The organism is Aporhodopirellula rubra (assembly GCF_014192335.1).
GTDB classification, from domain to species: domain Bacteria; phylum Planctomycetota; class Planctomycetia; order Pirellulales; family Pirellulaceae; genus Rhodopirellula; species Rhodopirellula rubra.
Map to the genome: position 1 here is coordinate 13,550 of NZ_JACHXU010000019.1, position 18,021 is coordinate 31,570.

Consider the following 18,021-nt stretch of genomic DNA (forward strand, 5'->3'; position numbering starts at 1 on the left):
TCGAGCATGTGCCATGGGTCGCTTGGTCGAATCACGTGTTCTGATCGAGCACCGATCACTTTGTTTTCTCCCTCCCCACTCTATCTGCAAACGGTAACTGTCTGATGAAACGTACGACTGCCAAAGATCTCGACCAGGGCTTGCTCGACTTATACGACGACTATGCCCACGGGCGGCTGACTCGTCGAGATTACGTAAAACGATTGACTGCGTTTGCAGTTGGCGGGCTCACCGTGGAAACGTTGGAACAAACACTCGCACCCAACTACGCACTGGCAGAGCAGGTTTCGCCGGACGACCCGCGGATCAAAACGGAAACGATCGAGTACGCCTCGCCTCAAGGTGGTGGAACGATCAAGGGGCTGCTGGCACGGCCTGCGACCGGCGAGTCGTTCCCCGCTGTGGTTGTGATTCACGAAAACCGCGGGCTGAATCCGTACGTTGCGGATGTCGCACGACGCCTCGCCGTTGACGGTTTTTTGGCTCTCGCGCCTGATGCTCTGTCGCCGCTCGGTGGATACCCCGGCAACGACGACGACGGACGAGCGATGCAGGCGAAGCGAGATCGGACCGAGATGCTCGAGGACTTTATTGCTGCGGCAAAATTGCTGGACACTCACGAATTGTCGACTGGCAAAGTTGGCGCCGTCGGGTTCTGTTTCGGCGGAGGGATCGTCAATCAACTCGCCGTTCGGATTCCCGATATTCTTGACGCGGGCGTTCCCTTTTACGGACGGCAACCGGAGGCCACCGACGTGTCCAAAATCAAAACGCCGTTACTGATTCAGAACGCGGGCCTCGATCGGCGGATCCTCGCCGGTGCACCCGCGTTCGAAAAGGCCCTCGCGGAGAACGGCGTTCCGTTCGAAGCTCACGTCTACGAGGACGTCAATCACGGTTTCCATAACGACACGACTCCACGTTATGACGAACCGGCGGCAAAGCTAGCTTGGACACGCACAATTGCGTGGTTCAAAAAATACCTTGCATAAAAGTTTGCTCGGTTGGCTAAGCAATTTTCAACTCTGCGTTTTGGGATATTCGGCGTAGATTCGACCGATTTGTGCCCTGCCGGTTTGAAAGGGTGAGGCCTGCGCATATTTGAGATGTTTGCGTCTAACACGATGAACAGAGGCATCGACGCGAACAGTCCCTACGCTCGAAATGCGAAACTTGATCGATAGTTTGCGAAAGAGTAGCCTCAACCGCGAACGTTTTTTTATCGACATGCACTGTTGAAAATAGGCATGTTGTGGGGGCTCAATCAGCCCTTGAGGAAACGTTCACGTTGTTGAGTTACCGATGGTGACGTCTGTCACATCGAGTGTTCGAGATCGCATCTCTGTTAAAAGAAAACTGTTAAGAAATCGAGTTATGCACCTAGCCGTCCGAGTCGCCCGACAAACGATCGCATTTGCGATGTTGTGGGTGTTGATGTTTTCCGCCGCGTTTGCCGCCGAGGTGAAGCCGCTCCGCGTTGCGGGCATATTCGGTGATCAGATGGTTCTGCAGCAGCAAAGCGTGAACCCGATTTGGGGGACGGCGGAAGCAAACTCGCGAGTGTCCGTGAATGGATCGTGGTCGGATCAAACGGTTTCGACCGTTGCGGACGGCCAAGGGAATTGGCGTGTTGAGTTGGAAACGCCTGCGGCGGGTGGCCCGTTCTCGGTCACGATTAAGACAAGCGACGATGAGCTCCAACTCAGTGATGTGTATGTCGGTGAGGTTTGGATTTGTTCGGGACAGTCCAACATGCAGTGGCGGATGCGTGGTTTCGGCGTGGATCATTTCAAAGCGGACGTCGAAAAGGCAAACTATCCTCGCATCCGGTACACCGAAGTTCCGGCGATGTTGGCTTTGGAAGGCCAGGACGACGTCGACGTGAAGTGGACCGTGTGCGATCCGCAGACGGTGCTGAATCTCAGCGCGGTGGGTTACTTCTTTGGCTCGCAACTGCACCAAGAACTCGACGTGCCGATCGGGCTGGTCTCGACGAATTGGGGTGGATCGAGTGTGGAGGCCTGGGTCAGCCCTGAGGTTCTGCGCGAGCAATTTCCCGAGTTCAATGAAGTGCTCGATGGGTATCCTACAATCATGAAGAACGCGGGCGTTAAATTCATGCGTGGGCAAGAGAAACCGAAGGGGCTGAACCAGAGAAGTCCAGCGCTTTTGTACAACAGCATGATCCGCCCTTTGATTCCGTTTTCGTTCCGTGGTGTGATTTGGTACCAAGGCGAATCAAACGTGCAGAATCCGAAACAGTATCAAACGTTGTTTCCTGCGATGATTCGCGATTGGCGGACGCGTTGGGGACAGGGCGATTTCCCGTTCTACTTTGTTCAAATCGCTCCGTTTGCTTACAAAACGAATCCGATGAGTGCGGCGTTCTTACGCGAAGCTCAAATGATGTCGTTGACCGAGCCGAACACCGGGATGGTGGTGACGATGGACATCGGTGACGCCACCAACATTCACCCGAAACAAAAGAAACCCGTTGGCGAACGGCTCGCGAAGATGGCGTTGGCTCGCGACTACGGTCGTTCGGATGTAGTCGATGACGGACCTCTGTATCAAAATTACTCGGTCGAGGATGGAGCCATTCGGCTCACGTTCACTGAATTGGGTGGCGGATTGGTCGCTCGTGATGGTAATGCGTTGAGCCACTTCACGATCGCGGGTGCGGACAAGAAATTCGTCGAAGCGGAAGCGATCATCGATGGCGATTCGATTGTCGTTAGCAGCGAAAACGTGCCTGACCCTGTTGCGGTGCGATTCGGATGGGGCAGCGGTGACATGCCAAACCTCTCCAACAAAGCAGGCCTGCCTGCGTCTTCATTCCGAACAGATGATTGGCCGATCCAGTAGCAGGTTAGCTGCCTCATCGGCGTGGTTACAGACTCCGTTTGTGACCACGTCGTGTAAAAGACGGTCGCGAAGGTTCGGTCGCCGCTAACTCGATCGCATCCGGTGGCGAACTAGGTGCCGGGTGTGACGAGTCCGAATGGATTGGGATTCGTGGTGTCGGCGGAGGTGGTGATCACGGGCGTTGGCTGTGGAGTTCCTTTCGGCCAGAACAGAACGCGATCGCCTTTGGGTAGCGAAACCCGGTAAATGCCATCGGGCAATCGTTCGACTTGCGCGTTTTCCGACGTTGTCCAATGTGCGTCGATCAGTTGAGGTTGGACCTCGACGCTGCCGCCGGTTTCCGCGGTGATCTCTAACCATCGAGTTGCTCCTGACTCGCGTTTGGCACTGACGAGGAAAGCACCTTCGCACCGGAAACGATCGAATTGGGCGTTATCCCATTTTTTCGGGACGGCGGGAAACACTCGGATTCGACCACCCCAACTCTGTAGCAACATTTCCTGCATGGTGGTCGCGCCGTGCAGTGGAGTTTCGATGACAGGCAACGTTCCCAATTCCGTGTAGAACGTGTTGGGGTGTAGGAACGACTTGAGTCGATTGAGGAACTCGTAGGCTCGTTCGCCGTCACCCAGAATCGCCGCGATGCAGGCTCCTCCGGTCACGGAATATCCGGCCATGGGTTTGCCGTGACCGTGCCAATTTTCCAGACTCAATTCGATCAGTTCCCGGTCGGCTGGCTCCTCCGGCGTCAGGGTGTGCAGTGGGTAGATCGCGAGCAAATGCGACCAATGGCGATGCGGGCCTTTCAGTGACACGTCGCGACCGATCATGCGTCCGGTCTCGTTGACGTGAGTCGGGACAAGTTTGGCTTGCAAGGTTTTCCAAAACGGAATCAATGGTTGTTCCGATTCGTCCAAACCCAATTCGGATGTTAGTTCCAAGAGACGACCGGAGCCCCAACGGAGCAAATCGATATCGTACGTGCAATCTTCGGCGACGCGGTATTCGGGGCTGTAGGAAAGTGGCAAATGAAGATAGCCGTCGGGCTCTTCGACTAAAAAGTGTCGGTAGTAGTTCACTGCGCGAACGAGCAGGGGATACAGAACGCGATCTCGTAATTCTTCGTCTTGCCAATACATGTATTCGAGGTCAACGTTGTGCAGTGCCCACAGTAGGTTCGCCGATTCGCGACCAATGTTGCCGTCTTTCGGTGGGCGTCCTTTGCCAGGTTGTCCGGCGTGACCCGCTAAATCCCAACCTGACGAGCTGCGTCCGATCGCGTAGGAGTCATGGCGGTACTCTTGGGCAACATTGAGTGCGAGTTGATCGCGACATTCATCGAGTCGCCGTCCGAGCGCCGCGCCCATGCCTCGCCGATTTGCGGTCGCGAAACCACTGTGTGAGAGTTGTGCGTTGAGGTTCCACCAGATCGCATTCCAGGCGGTCGGTTGTAGCCACGGGCCTTGATTGTCGATGATCCATTTGTCGGCTCGCGTCGCACACGCGAGTTTGTATTGTTGGATCCAATAGAACGCGTCCCAGTATTCGTCACCGGTGGACAGGAAACTTTGGCGGTAGTAGTCCTGCCACCACTGGTGATGTTGGTCGGTCCATTCGTCTTGGTCTGACGAAACGGCCTTCCGCACGGCAGCGATCGCGTGGCTCTCTGCATCGGCTTCTGGGAACGAATGCATCACGCTCAGCCACAACGTTGTATGATCACCCGTTTGGGATTGGTGCCACGCCACCGCTGTTTGACCACCGGCGTGAAGATTGTGAACGGCGGTTTGAATTTCACCGGCGTGGGTGGTGAGAACGGCCGGAGGGTTGGCCGGGGACCGTGGCAGTTTTGCTCGCAGTGCTCGCGGGTTGCGAGCATCGACGGGGACATAGACGAATTTCGCGCCGGCGAGATCGGCTTCGGCTGTGAGATCAAAACGCATCACCGGTTCGTTGGCGTGCACGATCGTTGACCAGCGAGCTTCGCCTGCGTCCGACCGTACCTCTCCGCTCGCTTCGGCATTCCAAAGTGAGAGGCGAGACGAGCTCTTTTTCAATGCCTCGGGAAACTCAATCCTTAGATGACCAATGTTGATACGGCCGCGGTTGAGAACTTCGACGTTTTTTTCGCTGAAATCGTCTTCGCTGGCCGGCCGATGGTCGTGGGCGGCGGAGTTGCCGATGCTCCAGCGAAGCGTTCGGTCGTCCTCGCGATACATCATCGTTCCCTGCTCGCCGTTGCCGAGAAAGGGAGCTTCCATCCAACGGGTTGGGAGTCGGTCCCAAATCAGATCGTGTTTCGACAATTCATCTGACCACGCGATTGTGTTCTCAGCCGCTCTCGTTGTCGAGCAAGTGACCGATTGCGTTAGTAGGATTCCTGCGCAGATAAGCATGCATGAAAACACCCGCGCACAACATAAGCGATTGTTGTTTGATGTTTTCAATATGTAGGAATCAGAACGAAGAATGGGTGTCTTCATGGTATCGTTTCACGCGAGTTAATTGAGGCGGTAGCGAACCTCCGTTCTAGTCGGACGCGCAATCGTTATCTAGGTGTGGATTGGTACTGCCCCCGTGACGTGTCACCCTTGTTGTGTCCCGAAGGCGATCCAAATGCCGTTCTTGCGATTGTGAATGCGTGCGATCGTCATCGTCGAGTATGTTGGTCGGCAACGATGCGATCGAAGGGTCGTTCTTGATTGTTGTTCACACGAATCAAGCATCGGGCCGAGTGTTGGCGATGACGCTGTTGATGACCACGCGTGGACTGATCTTCGAAACAGAAAATGAATCACGATATGCAACTGAAAACGTTCTCGAAAATCTTGTTGTTGACCCTGATCTTGGTGCCTTGTTCGGTCAATGCTGGGGAACGCCCGAATGTGTTGTTCATCGCGGTTGATGATCTGCGTCCGTCGATCGGTTGCTACGGCGATCCACACGCGATCACGCCGAATTTGGATCGATTGGCGGCGAGTGGTGTGCAGTTCAATCGAGCGTATTGCCAAGTCGCGGTTTGCAATCCTTCACGAGCCAGTTTGATGACGGGGCTGCGGCCGGACAAATTGGGTGTTTGGACGTTGCCGATTCACTTTCGCGAGGCGATGCCCGACGCGATCACGATGCCGCAGTGGTTTCGTAAGTTTGGCTATACGGCGGTCAGCCACGGTAAGATCTACCACAATCCGACGCCTGATCCGCAATCGTGGAGCGAACCGATTCGCAGCCTTCCCTCGCTGCCTTATGTCTATCCCGAAGGCACGCGGACGCGGGTGAAGAAGGTGCAGGACGGTTTGCCCAAGAACGATTGGCGGAAGAACAACTTGCGTGGCCCGAGTACGGCGTCACCGGATTTTGCGGACGATCAAGTTCTCGATGGGGCGAGGACGAAGATGGCGATAGAAGATTTGCGACGTCTGGGAAAACAGTCTGAACCGTTCTTTTTGGCGATGGGGTTTATCAGGCCACACTTGGCATGGGTTGCACCGAAAAAGTATTGGGACATGCACGACCCGAGTGAGTTGCCCGTCGTTTCCGATCAGCGAATCACGCCAAACACGCCCGCCTATGCACTGCATAACAACAGCGAGTTGACGCACTACGTTGATCTCAAGGATCTGCCGCGTCCGTGGGACGACCGTGACGTCTCGGCGGAAAAGGCTCGCCATTTGATGCACGCGTATTATGCCTGCGTTTCTTACGTTGACGCACAAATCGGTCGGCTTTTGGACGCTCTCGAAGAGGAGGGGCTCGCCGATAATACGATCGTTGTTTTGTGGAGTGATCACGGTTGGAAACTCGGCGAGTATCGCGGTTGGGGGAAGATGACCAATTACGAAATCGACGCTCGCGTGCCTTTGTTGATCGCGGGGCCGGGCGTGCAAGAGGTCGGCAAGCAGACCGACCAACTGGCCGAGTTGTTGGATTTGTTTCCAACGCTCTGTGAAATGACAGGCATCGAAGTGCCGAAGTTTGTCGATGGGAAAAGTTTGATGCCGATCTTAAAGGATGTCGACGCGAGCGTTCACGAAGGCGCGGTCAATCAATACTATCGCAACTTCGGCGGCAACCAATACATGGGCTACTCGATCCGAACGAACGAGTACCGCTTGATCGAATGGCGTGATTTCGACAGTGGGCACGTTACCGATCGTGAGTTGTACGATCACCGGACGGAACACTCCGAAACCGTCAACATTGTTGAGTCCGCCGACAAAGGTGTGGTCGACCAGCTCACAGATGTCTTACTGCAAACGCATCCTCGTAAAGGATTGGTGATGCGACCCCTGATTCATTCCGATCCGCACCCCGAGAAGTTGCAGTCGGAGATGTTTTTTCAAAATGCCACCGATTCGGTCGTCCAGGTTTATCCGATTACTCCCGCCGGGCGACGCGGCAAGGTTCTCAGGTTGCAACCCGATGGATTACGAACGGTCAGCGCGATCGTCGGTACCGTTTATGTCGCCGAGTCAGTCGATGGATCGATTTACGAAATTCATACCGCAACCGAGTCAGGGGTGACTGTTGTCTTTCGCGACGGTGCGATATCGGAGTGAATGGCTTTGGGGGTCGTCTAATTTGACGGGGACTGATCGGGATGGATCGCAACGAGACGTTTGGTGGTGCGAACGAAAAGTGTTCCGCTGGAAACCGCGGGCGTCGCGAAACAGGGCTCACCCATCGGATTGGTTTCGAGGACGTTGAATTCGGGGCCCGATTCAAGAACGTAGACGTTGCCGTCTTCGGAGGCACAGATGACTTTTTCGTTGTCTGCGATTAGCGACGCGATTACACCGGCGCCTTTGCCGAGGCGTTTCTCAAACATCTTTTCACCCGTCCTCGCGTGGAAGCAACGTACGACTCCGTTGGAGTTTCCGAGGTAGAGGTAGTCGCCTGACACGACGGGTGTCGACATGTACGATCCGCCACGTTCGACGCTCCAAACGATTGCGTTTGAGTCCTCATCCGATTCTTCATCTGATTTGTCTTCGGAATTAACGCTCAGCGTGCCGCGTGAGTCGGGACGCACGACGTAGATTGGGGCTTTTCCGCCGTGAGCGTTGGTGATGTAGATCCATCCGTTGGCCTCAAACGGAGTCGGGATCGGATTGTCGCCGCCGCCCTCGAGTCGCCACAACTCTTCGCCTGTTCCGAAATCGTAAGACACGATCCAAGGCCAACCGTTCACGATCATCTGAGTGGTGTCCTCGGTTTGGTAAATCAGCGGGCTGCCCCAACTTCGTTCACAAACGTCGGCCCGGTCGACTTTCCAAACTTCTTCCCCGTCGGTCAGGTTCAGCACCGTGGCAAACGGATGATCTGGATCGTCGCAGATCAACGCGATTCGATTGTCGTGGATCGCGGGTGAACTGGCGTAGCCCCAACCGATTCCGTATTTGCTAACATCGATCACGCCGAGGTCACGTTTCCAAATCAACGTTCCATCGAGATCGTAGCAATACAAACCTTCGGATCCGAAACACGCGACCACGCGGTCACCGCTGACGCAAACGGTCGTGTTTGCATGGGTGGCTTTGCTGTGGCGGGTTGCACGCGGCATGCCCTGATGGGCGATTTGACGCCAAAGTTCGCCGCCGGTCGCTTTGTCGTAGCACAGGACAATCCAGCTTTGCTCGCCATCGTTTTCGGCCGCTTCGATATTGCCACCCGCGGCGATGTTGAGTTCAGGTTCGCCGTCGTCCGCGATCGCCGTGAGCAAGAACACTCTGTCACCGGCCACCACGGGACTCGAATGTCCCAGTCCAGGAACCTCGGTTTCCCAAATCACACCTTCGTGAGGTCCGTTTTCGGGATCGGCGTTCCAAGATTGTGGAATCGAACCGTCGCTCGCCACACCACGGGCACCTTCTCCGCGGAACGCGGCCCAATCGGTCGGTGATTGAGCACACGCGTGGCACGCCAGTGTGAGCGAGAGAGCGGCGATTGGAATCGTTGTCAGGAAAGGCTTCCAGATCATGCGTTTTACTTTTTTGCGGGACGGTTGAGAAAGAAGCGGTTCATCGAACCTGAGTTTGCCACGGCGATATCGGCAAACCCGTCGTTGTCAAGATCACCGACGCAGAGACCGTAGGTGGCAAACGAATCGCCAAATGGGACATCGTCAAAAACGAGAATGTCCGACGTCGGATCTTTTCCTCGTTGAAAGGAGACCGACCCGGGGGCATCCACGTTTCCGACGATGATGTCGAGCAACCCGTCGTTGTCCATGTCGGCGATGGCCAACGCATAGGTTTGATCTTCGGCGTTGCCGAGGCTTTGTGTTTGCGACACTCCTCCCATCCCGTCACCGAGGTAGATCAGGTTGGTTTGCCCGATGTTTCCGACGACCCAATCCAGATTGCCGTCGTTGTTGAGATCGGCGACCGCGATGGAACGCGATTGATCCTGACCGCTGCCAAACGGAATGCGTTGAGCAAACGTCAGGCTGTTGTTTCCGAGGAGAATTTCGTTGGGTTGGCGATCTCGATTGGCGAGCAGCAAATCGACATGCCCGTCATTGTTGACGTCGCCGGCAGCAACATCGATGGTCGAATCGTTGTCCGTTCCAAATGAAGGGCCCTTTCGAAAGTTGGCATGGGCGTCGTTGAGGTAGACACGATTAGGGCGTCCGCGACACGTGGCGATCAGGTCGATATCGCCATCCCGATCGATGTCGAACGTCATTAGACTGCGTAAACTCGAGACGTCACCGAATTCGGAATGCTCCGCTAGGTTTCCTGCGCCATCATTGAGAAAAATCTGCCCCTTGGCCATGTCGTTGCCCGTCGCGATGTCCAAATCGCCATCGTTGTCCAAATCGGCGAATTCGCAGGCGTAGGTTGGACGCATGTCGGTACCCAGCGGTCGGAGGACGCTGAATTTGGCACGTCCCTGATTGACGAACAACTCGTTGCGCTGGGGCCAATGCCGGCCGTTTGCGGCAACAATGTCGAGATCTCCGTCGCCGTCGATGTCTCCCATTCGAACGGAAGCGGAGCGGAAGGTTTCCGTACCGAGCGTCATTCGTTCACTGGTCACGAAGAGACGGTTCTCCGCGTGCAGAGACGTGCTGCAAACACTGGCCAGGGTCGCGGCGATCAAACAAAAGACGCGTTGGCGGTGGTCGGTCATGTGGCGTTCCGGCGTCGCGTTGCGGTAAGAAATCGAGCGATGGGCGGCTCGGACAGTTTAGTCCTAGCCGTATGCGTTGGCCACGCGATATGCGCAAAAGACCGTGCTTACAGCATCCGTTTTGGACAATGGAAGATGGCAGTCCGTTTGGCAAAACGTTACGTGCGATCGAGAATCGTTAGACGCTTTGAGATTGTGCGCGGTAACATACAGTGACGTAGGGCGGACCTGATTCGTATTAGAAAAGAGGGGATCGAAATGGACGGTAAATCGAACACTCGTGCGCGACGCAATTTTCTGCGGATGGCGGGGGTAACCGGAGCGACGGTAGGGCTGGGGCAGTTTGAGTTTCTCGGTCGGTTGCCGCGGCTTTCGGCGGCGGAGACGCGATTGCCTGCCGACGCGGTTCAGTTCTCGTCCGACATCGAGCCGCTCGTGCGGTTGCTGGAAGAGACGCCGCGTGAGAAGGTCATCGAAACGTTTGCCCGGCGAATTCAATCCGGCACGAGCTACCGCGAAGTGTTGGCCGCGTTGTTGTTGGCCGGGGTTCGTAACGTCCAGCCGCGTCCGAGTGTCGGATTTAAATTTCACGCTGTCCTAGTTGTTAACTCCGCACATCTCGCTAGTCTCGCGGCCCCGGACACGGACCGGTGGCTGCCTATCTTCTGGGCGCTCGATTACTTCAAGTCTTCACAGGCACGCGATGTCAGCGAAGGAGATTGGACGATGTCCGCCATTGACGAGTCAAAGGTGCCACCGTCGCACCAAGCCGAGAACGCGTTCCGGGACGCGATGGATCGATGGGACGAAGAGGCGGCCGACGTCGCGATCGTCGCTTTATGCCGAACCGCACCAGCGGCAAAAGTATTCGACGTGCTGGCTCATTACGGTTGTCGTGACTTTCGCAGTATCGGACACAAAGCGATCTACGTTGCGAACTCTTATCGAACGCTGCAGTGTATCGGTTGGCGGTACGCCGAACCGGTTCTTCGCTCGCTCACCTACGCGATCCTGAATCACAGCGGCGAGCCTAATCCGTCGACCAGTGATTTGGCGGCTGATGCGGCATGGCAGGTCACCACTCGCAGGAGTAACGGTCTCAGTGAGAGTTGGAGACACGGACGTCTCGATTCAGGGGCAACCTCCTCGTTGCTGAGTACGCTTCGTGAGGCCACTCCTGGTGAAGCGGTCGATGCCACCGCGACGATGTTGGAAGATGGAATCGCACCGCAATCCATCAGTGATGCGTTGTTCCTGTCCGCAGCCGAAATGCTAGGCCAACAACCCGGCATCGTGTCGCTGCATTCAGCAACGTCAACCAATGCGTTGCAGTATGCATTTCGATCGACGTATCGCGACGAAACCCGGCGCGAACTGTTGCTGCAGAACGCAGCGTTCATTCCCTACTTCCGGCAGTCCATGCGGTCACGCGGAAACGTCCGTTCGATGGAGATCGATCGAGTTGATGCAGTCGACCCATCTGCGGCAACGGTGAATCAGATATTCGAAACCGTCTCGAAGGATCGCGAAAAGGCGTCAGCAGAGATACGAGGGTTCCTCGGATCCGGCGGGCAACCCGAGACGCTCATCAACGAAGCTCGACGGCTCGTGTTTTTGAAGGGCAACGATTCGCACGACTACAAATTCAGTTCCGCTGTCCTGGAAGACTACTACGCGATCTCACCCGAATTTCGTTCCGCCTACCTCGCCAACGCCGCGTACCTCTTGCCAGGCAGCAAAGACCGCGACAACGGATTAGTCGACCGCGTTCACGCCGCAATTGCGTAGCGTGTTTCCGTTGGCTGCCCGCAATCAAAAAACGCATCTTGTTGTGACAATGCTGGTTCCAGGACTCACGACAATCTCGGCGTTCCTACGGATCTGAGATGCCCTCCGGATCTGGAGGAAATACTCTTTCTAATTGCGTTCACTTTGTTTGATTTATCGTGATTGCCTGTTCGTCTTGCGGCACGTCAGCATCTGTAAGAACGCTAATTCTCCACAATTTACTTGCATTCTAGCTTTTCGACGCCAATAATCTGGCCTGCTTCCGGTGCGGGGGTTGTGGGTGGCCCCCTGGGGGTGGTTGGTGTTGCTGGATGCTGTCCGCGTCTGCTGGATGGGCCACGTTCACTACCAAAGCATCTGCAGGAGCTTTCCAGTCAGCGAGTGAACTTAAAGAGCAGGACTCTCAAGATGACCAATGTATCGATCCGCATTGTTGCGACGTTTTTGTTTGGCATGCTCGCAGCAACCTGCTTTGCACCTGTTGCCACATCGCAAGACAATTTTGATGGTGCCGTATGGGCATTTAAGATGTCAAAAAAGCAGGAGCCGAAAAAGATCATAGGAGGTCGGTTTCGCGTGTCTAACCATGTCTTATTTCAGAAATTCGACCCATCCGACGCGCAATTTTCAAAAAGGGTTGGGAAAAATCATCCTAACGGGCAGAAAACTCGGTTTGACGTTGATGACTTCCGTGTATTCACAGAGCCGAAGAAACGGCTCATTCTGATTAAGGGGACAGGGCGACTATCGATGGACAAAATTGGAGAATGGAGCGGAATTTTCACCGACGGGAGAGGATCTAATTGGACATTTAAGGCGTCGAGAATCAAGGAATAATCTCGTCTCTGTTTCATGAATGTAATGAGATAGGCATCGATCGAATGATGGTTTTGCACGTTCCAGGATCGACGCGAGACTCCGGCCAGCTTTTGAATCTTGTTGCAGTGTTGAAATGTAATTGGGTTCCGTCAATCTAAGAAGATCAGCGAAAAAGAGTTTCACCGAGTCCTCGCTCGTTAATGACGCGACGATGGACACTTTGTCGAGTGCCCCGCATTGGCTGTCTAACGGTTCCATCTTTATGAACATGTTTGTCTTAGGTTGCTCAGTTCAGACGGTTTGCAGGGACATGTTCAATGCCTACGCATTGTGCTTTCGGAATTCGTGTTGCACTCATGCATGGGCAGCACTGTTGCGAGTTCCGTCGCTGTTAAGAGTCTTTGTTCGAAAGCCTTCAGGGATCTTGCGGGAGCATGCGTGAAGGAAGGATTCCGTCATCTCACCTTCCAAACGCACGGTGGCACTGTCCTGCTTGCGTGATGGCAAAACGCTTCACCTCTCAGTCGAGAGTTGGCTTTAGGAATCCGATTGTGGATTGAAAGAGTCGGTCGTCGCGGCGGTTCGGTGTTGGGACGGATTTCAGTTCCGTGAGGTTCGCGAGGCAGTAGCGGCAGCCGAGAGTTTCGACATGGAATGAAACGAAGTCTTGCCACGGCGGTGGTAGGATGCCAAGTGTGTACCGGCGTAGTGTCGAGCGTTTGGGGCAGCTAGGCCGATGGACTTCCCAGGCGGTGATCAGGTCCGTTTCGATCCTCTCTGACGCTGCGTTCACCGGTCCCAATACGCAACAGACTTGGTCGTTGAGCCGTTGGAGTAGTCGATGTTTGACGACTGCGACTTCGTTGGGGGCAATGGATATCAATTCGGCGAGTTTTTGATTTCGAAGGCCTGCGTAGAACAAACCCTCGGCAATTTTGAGATCACGGAACTTATGCGACTCGCGTAGTTCGTTGGTTACGCTGCCGATCGCGACGCTGAGTGCGTTTTGATGGGCGTCAATCTGTTCTTCGTTATGAACGTGCTGACTCGCGGTCGTGTCTTTCGATGGAACATTTTCCAAGTTGAGGTGCACTGGCTCATCGCCGATCTCGCACGCATGAACCACGTGATGTTGTCCGCGGGAGCGGTAGTGGTCCACAATCCGGCGACGCAGAATCCGAAACAGAAACGATTCCAGCGATGCGTTACCCTGGAAACGGTTCATCGATTGGAGGAACCCGATGAATGTTTCTTGAACGAGATCTTGAGCAGTCGCGGACTGGTCGAGTCGACCGAGGGCAAACGCGAATAGTCGCTGTTCGTATCGATTCACGAGTTGACGCCATCCGTCGGCATCACCGGCACGCACGAGTCGCAACAAAAGCGTTTCTGCTGCGTTCAATGCATTGGTACTGTTCGTGTCGGACATTGTTCAATCGCATGTCAAAAAGAGACAGCTTAGCCGAAGAGCATGACGGTTTCGGCCGCATCAGCAACTAAAGCACTTCAAATGATGCCGTGCACGTTCACCGTGGCTGCATTGACCAAGATTCAGCTCCCCGAGATTTGCCTGCATCGGCTACTGAGATTTGGGAGATGTGCTAGCTAATCGTTTTGCGATGGTACCCCTGCGTCAACAGATTGCCGAAGACGCAAATCGCAATCGCTGCCAAGATGATGAGGGTTGCAATGACGGTGTTTGCCCGGATCATCATGCTAGACGAGGTTGCAACTGCGGCCGCATGATCAGTCGCTGTGGCTTGCATCGTTCCTTGCGAGAGGTCGATTAGCACCGCTTCCCGCCATACGTCGCCGTACGGACGTGACAGTTTTTGTGCGAAGCGATCGATGACATTGGTTTCATTGATCAAGGTGTGGATTCCCGAGTTTTTCGCGAACGATGTGAGCTGAACTTGTGATTGCGCGTTCTGCATCGCGGATTGTCGAGCCTCGGCTTCGGTGGACGCGAGCGATTCGCTGTACCCCACGACAAATTGCTTTATGGAAAACTCGGAAACAATCTGTTCGAAGTGGTTGACCCAGGGTTTGGCGACGAAGTTGACTCGTGTTTCCACCGATCGGTTGCCTGCTTCGATGCGAGCATCGACATGGCCAGACTCTGAGGGAATGCGAGGATTCCATGCCGCTGCTGTGTTGATCTTGCGAATGAGGGCCGAAAGGCTGACGACGATCGTTCGTTCATTTGCGGAGGGAGGCAGATTCGACTCAGCGTCGTCATGATCGGATTCCAAAACACGTGCGTCTGGGAATCGCTTTTCAAGAGATCTGGAAAACGTCGAACGAAACGTCGTCCGATTCTCATTGAAGGATCGATCGGCCCGAACGTTGATGATGAGCGAATCTGCGGGCTCCGTGTCGCTTTCAGGAAGCAGGCCGTTTTGTGTTATCTGTTCGGCGACCAAATGGGCAAGTGGGCCCGCTGTCTCGATCATGCTCGGATAAAGGTCGGCGCGAAAATCTTCTAGCTCAGTCGTCGACCAATTGGCGGGTCGTGAATCAGGAGATGCGGTTACCATGAAAGCGGGAGCGTCAACCGCCTTGGGCTTCGCCGTCGTACTCGTTTGGGAGCGTGCTGTCGCCACGGTTGGCATATCCCGCGCAGCATCTACTTTTTGCACTCGCCCAACAGCGAGGAAGCTAATTGCGATCAAGGGCAGGATCATTACCGCCATCAGCATGCCCAATGCGGCAGCGGCTCCGTGTCGGCGTCCTACGGCGATCAGTAGCGCGACGACGCCCACGAGGATGCAGCCGAGGATCGATAAGAAGAGGGCGACCATTAATATTCCAATAATACTGATGTTCATGATTTGGCAAAGGCAGGAGATGCAGGTTGGTTTTTGACGAGAAGGTTTGGGCTTTTCTGGTCGACCGTGTCTGATGGATTGACTGCTTGACCGGTGGAATTGATCGGACGTCGATGAGGCGCGACTAGTTGAATGACGATTGACGATGCGCATGCGATCGCTATGCCGAATAGAATGTGATCTTCGCCCTCGTCATACAGTGCTGTTGCAATCATCGTGATGCCTCCGGCCATCCCTGTTTTTGTCATGCTGATACGAGGGTAGCGGTCGGCGGATAGGAGGCATCGGTAGTCCATGATCGCATGGGCAGTCATGAGGCCAACGACGATGCTGATGTAAGGGTTCAACTCCATATGCGGCGGCATGGAATCGAAAAGAATGCCGATCACGATGAAGGGGGCAACCGCGATGCCACGCGTTAGAATTGCGTTGAGCAGACCGGAGCCATGCGGCATCGCTGCGAGGTAGCCCCAACACGCGATTGAACTACCGGCCGCACACACCAGCGAGAGTGTGAATACATCGCCCCAAAACCAGGGCTTTAGATCTCCCATGCATCCCAACGGTACAAGCATCAGGCATGCCGCCGCGGCAATCAGCAATCGCACCCCGATCGAAGTCGAATCTTTCGCGAGTGGTCCAGTTTGATTCGGTCGCCACCGCAACCCCACGGAGCTCAGGTCTGAACCGCTGGGACGCTCGAACGGTAATGATTCGTCTTGGTGAGTGTCTCGCAACGCGACCGGAGTCACGAATGTTTCCGCCAAGGCGGCCTCGGATGGCTTCGAGTCGGCACGTTGCCGGACCGCCCTTTCTCCAATCATCGATAACGTTGCCGGCGGTCGGGAATGATCGAGGGTGTTGCCCGGCGTGAGATCCCGTTTCATCTCGCTGGCGGATTGGTATCTCTGATCTGGATCTCGATTCATCGCCTTGGCAACGATCCGGTCAAACGGGGCGGGCAGGCCACTGACATCGGGATCGCTCGAGAGGTGTTTCATGAGCACCTCGCCCATGCTGTCGCCTTCAAACGGTGGTGCCCCCGTCAGCATCTCGAAGAGGATCACGCCAAGTGCGTAGATGTCAACGGTCTTATCGTATTGCCCCCGACTGATTTCAGGTGCCATGTAATGCACACTGCCGACGGTGGTCGTGTGGCCGCTGCGATGACTGGTGGTGATCGCTTTGCTGAGACTGTAGTCGCCAATTTTGACCACGCCGTCCTCGAAGAAAATATTGTTCGGTTTGAGATCGCGATGGACCACGCCAGCGTCGTGCAAGTAGGACAGTCCGCTGCACAGTTCACGTAGAAAATAGGTGGCCTGTTCGGTACCGAGACCCGACGGAGCTTCGTCCAGAATCTCCCGTAAATTGGCACCGGCAACGTATTCCATGATGACCCACGCGGTGCCCTCATGGTCTTTCTTGACATCAAAGATCATCACGAGGTGTTGCGATTTCAGGTTCATGCAATGGCTGATGCCACGCAGTTCAATGTCCTCGTAGTTCTGAACCGCCTTCAACGCAACTTCACGGCCGGCATCGCTGATCGCGAAGTACACTTCGCCAAATCCACCTCTGCCGAGTGCATGTTGGATCGTGTAGCCATCCAGTGGTGAATCGCCGGTTTGGTATCGGTACGCAGGCATCAAACCATCGCTTCCGATTTTGAGTGAGTGGTCAGTGTGAATCGCGTGCCCTCGATACTCAGACTGCCGCCGGTCTTGAGATTTTGCACGTCAGAGCCGCCTTGTCGGTGAAGCGAGTAGCCGTCACGCGTTGGTTGCAAGATCACGGGCGGACCGGAGGTGGGTAACGAGAAATGGCATCCCGATCTTCCAAACAAGAGCGAGTCGGCCAATAGCACAACTCGGCGGATGTCGCGGCGAAGTAGCATCACGCCATTGATCTCGAGTATCGCCGAATCGCTAGCAGCGACCGGTTTGGTGAATCGTAATCGGCCTCGACGTCCAACCGATATCGAATCACAGAAGGAGAGTAGCCGCTGTTGAGGTGTGCGCAAAAAGTAGTCTTCCTCGTCGCGATTGATTGAGATCGGTTCGGTGTTATCTTCGGTTTGCAACACAATGTCGTACTGGGTGGACGATGAACGGGGGCCAATCGATACGGTATCGGATTGAAGCAGGAGCAGGCTGCCGATTCCGTCCACCTGCAGGATATCGCCAGTGAGTTTCGCGTGAGTTTTCATTGCGTCGGCTTGAGGGCTTCTCATCTCTCGATCGTGCTGTGCGATGCGGTGTTTCAGTTTCGCGATGTCGATTTGTGGGCCACCCAACTGGAATGCAGCGTCCGCATCATATTGTGCATCATCGTGACGCTGCTCATCAAAATGTTGGTTGCCGCGACGGATCAACTCCGTGATGATCCGATCGGTCAGCATCTGCGTTTCGTGGTGGTGTCGGTATAGCGACGATTTCAAAAGTGCAAACTGTATCAGAGTGAACGCTTCATCCAATCTGCCGGCTTCCAACGCGAGCTTGGTTTGCTCGAGATCGTTGTGGCACGGATCGTCGTGGCAAAGATCTCTGTTACACAGATTATCGTTACACAAGGTGATTGCCTCCAA

12 protein-coding genes are annotated in these 18,021 nt (G+C 55.0%); 5 read left to right on the forward strand and 7 right to left on the reverse strand.

Annotated features, from left to right (window positions below):
• Positions 1–104: 104 nt before the first annotated feature.
• Positions 105–992, forward strand: a complete 888-nt coding sequence (locus FHS27_RS22065) for a dienelactone hydrolase family protein (protein WP_184307089.1) — start codon at positions 105–107, stop codon at positions 990–992.
• 382 nt (positions 993–1,374) lie between these two features.
• A complete protein-coding gene (locus FHS27_RS22070) occupies positions 1,375–2,865 on the forward strand; it encodes a sialate O-acetylesterase (RefSeq protein ID WP_184307091.1) in 1,491 nt (496 codons plus the stop codon).
• 110 nt (positions 2,866–2,975) lie between these two features.
• Here FHS27_RS22070 and FHS27_RS22075 read toward each other — a convergent pair whose 3' ends face one another.
• Positions 2,976–5,126, reverse strand: a complete 2,151-nt coding sequence (locus FHS27_RS22075; RefSeq protein ID WP_246420577.1) for a glycosyl hydrolase family 95 catalytic domain-containing protein — start codon at positions 5,124–5,126, stop codon at positions 2,976–2,978.
• A 528-nt stretch (positions 5,127–5,654) separates the two neighbouring features.
• On the opposite strand from FHS27_RS22075, the gene FHS27_RS22080 reads away from it, so the two are divergent.
• Positions 5,655–7,424 (forward strand): sulfatase, encoded by a 1,770-nt coding sequence (locus FHS27_RS22080; RefSeq protein WP_315854656.1) that lies wholly within the window; start codon positions 5,655–5,657, stop codon positions 7,422–7,424.
• A gap of 17 nt (positions 7,425–7,441) precedes the next feature.
• On the opposite strand, the gene FHS27_RS22085 is transcribed toward FHS27_RS22080, so the two are convergent.
• Positions 7,442–8,845: an outer membrane protein assembly factor BamB family protein gene (locus tag FHS27_RS22085; protein WP_184307095.1), complete on the reverse strand. Its 1,404-nt coding sequence runs from the start codon at positions 8,843–8,845 to the stop codon at positions 7,442–7,444.
• A gap of 5 nt (positions 8,846–8,850) precedes the next feature.
• A complete protein-coding gene (locus tag FHS27_RS22090; RefSeq protein WP_184307097.1) occupies positions 8,851–9,999 on the reverse strand; it encodes an FG-GAP repeat domain-containing protein in 1,149 nt (382 codons plus the stop codon).
• Between the two features lie 258 nt (positions 10,000–10,257).
• On the opposite strand from FHS27_RS22090, the gene FHS27_RS22095 reads away from it, so the two are divergent.
• The gene (locus FHS27_RS22095; protein ID WP_184307099.1) at positions 10,258–11,787 is read left to right on the forward strand and encodes a twin-arginine translocation signal domain-containing protein; all 1,530 of its coding nucleotides are present in this window, start codon (positions 10,258–10,260) and stop codon (positions 11,785–11,787) included.
• 408 nt (positions 11,788–12,195) lie between these two features.
• A complete protein-coding gene (locus FHS27_RS22100; RefSeq protein WP_184307101.1) occupies positions 12,196–12,624 on the forward strand; it encodes a hypothetical protein in 429 nt (142 codons plus the stop codon).
• A 502-nt stretch (positions 12,625–13,126) separates the two neighbouring features.
• Here the strand turns inward: FHS27_RS22100 and FHS27_RS22105 are convergent.
• The 4 genes from FHS27_RS22105 to FHS27_RS22120 all read right to left on the reverse strand — a co-directional run bounded on the left by FHS27_RS22105 (position 13,127) and on the right by FHS27_RS22120 (position 18,006).
• A complete protein-coding gene (locus FHS27_RS22105; protein ID WP_184307102.1) occupies positions 13,127–14,035 on the reverse strand; it encodes an RNA polymerase sigma factor in 909 nt (302 codons plus the stop codon).
• Positions 14,036–14,207: 172 nt separating this feature from the next.
• Positions 14,208–15,434 carry a hypothetical protein gene (locus FHS27_RS22110; protein ID WP_184307104.1) on the reverse strand — a complete coding sequence of 409 codons (1,227 nt, stop codon included), beginning with the start codon at positions 15,432–15,434 and terminating at the stop codon, positions 14,208–14,210.
• On the reverse strand, positions 15,431–17,083 hold the full coding sequence (locus tag FHS27_RS22115) for a serine/threonine protein kinase (protein ID WP_184307106.1): 1,653 nt from the start codon (positions 17,081–17,083) through the stop codon (positions 15,431–15,433). The genes FHS27_RS22110 and FHS27_RS22115 overlap by 4 nt, the downstream gene beginning before the upstream one ends.
• Positions 17,083–18,006, reverse strand: a complete 924-nt coding sequence (locus FHS27_RS22120) for a hypothetical protein (RefSeq protein ID WP_246420579.1) — start codon at positions 18,004–18,006, stop codon at positions 17,083–17,085. Before FHS27_RS22120 ends, FHS27_RS22115 begins: the two co-directional genes overlap by 1 nt.
• Between the last annotated feature and the right edge of the window lie 15 nt (positions 18,007–18,021).